Raw genomic sequence first — 1,830 nt, forward strand, 5'->3', positions numbered from 1 at the left:
GGCGAGAAACAGAAGTACACCGAGAATCATGGGCAATACTTGCAGAGAACCGATGGTAATCCACCACCTTTCCGTTCGCTTTGTAGAGGAAAGAAGAGGTGGCAAAGACCAAAGTCCAGTTTGTGAACTACAGAAACCTAAAGCAATTTAGCTAAAAATTGAAGTTGTTTCTGATAGCGCACTACAGACTCGTTGATAAACAATTTTTGTCCACGAATAGAAAATTGTTGCCCTGCTCTGAGTTCACCAATCGGGATACTTCGCTCTCCACTGACTTTGCCGGAAGACAGAAAATCATCCAACAAAAACACGTGTTGTTCTGGTTGATGACTCTCGAAGACCGAAGCATATTGTTCTGAGAGTTGCACAGCCGCATGAACAAAATTTCGCGTGGCGGCATCCGGTTCGTAAGGTTTGCGTCTTGACCAACTGCCGTGAGTAATGAGAATAGAGTGAATCTTAGGCACCCGCTCCAGTCCACCCAAACGTAAATACCGAATGAATTCCATACTGGGATCGGTCAGCATGCGTAATAAGAGATCCAGTCCAACAATGGATGCATGATCCACTCTTACAGGTACAATCAGCGCATCAGCAGCCATCCATGCCAAATGTGTGGCTCCGGCAAAGAATGGGCTGGAATCGATTAACGTTTTTTGGGTACCGACCATCTGCTCTTCTCGTGCCAATACCCTATCCAATGCCAACAACAAACTGCGCACGGTATCCATAGCGCGCTCCCGCATCAGTGCAGCCGCCGTACTGAGTTGCAGATAGAGCGTGCCCGGGAAAAGATATAAATCCATCGAACCCTTCAACAAATACGTATCGGAATACGAGAAAGAAGGACAGGAAGCGCCCACTCGTACAGCGCTGCCTCCGACTCCTTTGCCACCACTTCCGGGCATAATTTCGGTAGTCAAGGTGTCGTAAAGATTGGCTCCAACCATGAACTGATCACGCAAAAACATTTCCGACAAATTGGTTTGTGGACAAACATCAGCAAACAAAACTTTTTGTCCTTTTTTCACCAATTCATACCCTAAATTAAACGTCAGCGTTGTCTTTCCAACACCACCTCGAAAATTGGTCACAGCATAGCGTGCATACGTGGGTAGGTCAATCTGGATATCCTCCCCGCGCGTATAAGCCTCATATCGTTTAAAAACAAGTTCCGTCGGATCCGCCATACCATTATCCGCCCTTCCGATTTTCCAACTTTCTTGACTTCTTTGATTATAACGCACCTCAAGTGACTCTGCTCACTCCAAAGATTCACCTATCCCTGTTCACCTCTACACTCCCGGATGCCACATTCACATACCCCACAATCTCCCCCGCCTGTACATTCACGGTGTGCTCTCCCTTGGCAAACGCAAACGGCAGAAAGTCGGCATACGGCATCGTCAGACCCGTCCCATCTGGCAAGGCAAGGATGACCCGCCCTCCCTGTATCTGACGCGTCACAATGCCGGATACGGGCGCATAAAGCGGTACCGAATGCGACCACATGGCTTCTTTCGGTGTGAGCGTTCCCGCCGTCACCACACCGCCGGATTGCGTCACCGGAAAGGAACCAAATACGTGACCCTGTGCTGGCGGGATAAAATCTTCCGTGTACGCCATCATGAGTGCCACCAAATCGGACGCATACTGTGCATCCGCTGTCGCGTTCAGACCGTAGTAGGCTTCGCTGGCACTCTCCCAGGTGCCATGCGTCAAGTCCCGAAGATACGAAAGATACTTGGCTCCCGCCATCAGGGCATCCGCAGGGTCAAAGGGACTGGCGTAGGGCACACAATCTGCGGCGCTGGAACAGGCTTGACTGAG

General features: G+C 49.9%; 2 protein-coding genes. Both read right to left on the reverse strand.

Annotation, left to right across the window (positions count from 1 at the left end; translation table 11 throughout):
- Positions 1 to 137: 137 nt before the first annotated feature.
- The gene (locus BUA75_RS15320) at positions 138 to 1,190 is read right to left on the reverse strand and encodes a ParA family protein (protein WP_129583700.1); all 1,053 of its coding nucleotides are present in this window, start codon (positions 1,188 to 1,190) and stop codon (positions 138 to 140) included.
- An 85-nt stretch (positions 1,191 to 1,275) separates the two neighbouring features.
- A complete protein-coding gene (locus tag BUA75_RS15325) occupies positions 1,276 to 1,638 on the reverse strand; it encodes a hypothetical protein (protein WP_129583701.1) in 363 nt (120 codons plus the stop codon).
- Positions 1,639 to 1,830: the final 192 nt, after the last annotated feature.

It is taken from the genome of Alicyclobacillus tolerans (assembly GCF_900142255.1).
Lineage (GTDB): Bacteria > Bacillota > Bacilli > Alicyclobacillales > Alicyclobacillaceae > Alicyclobacillus_I > Alicyclobacillus_I tolerans.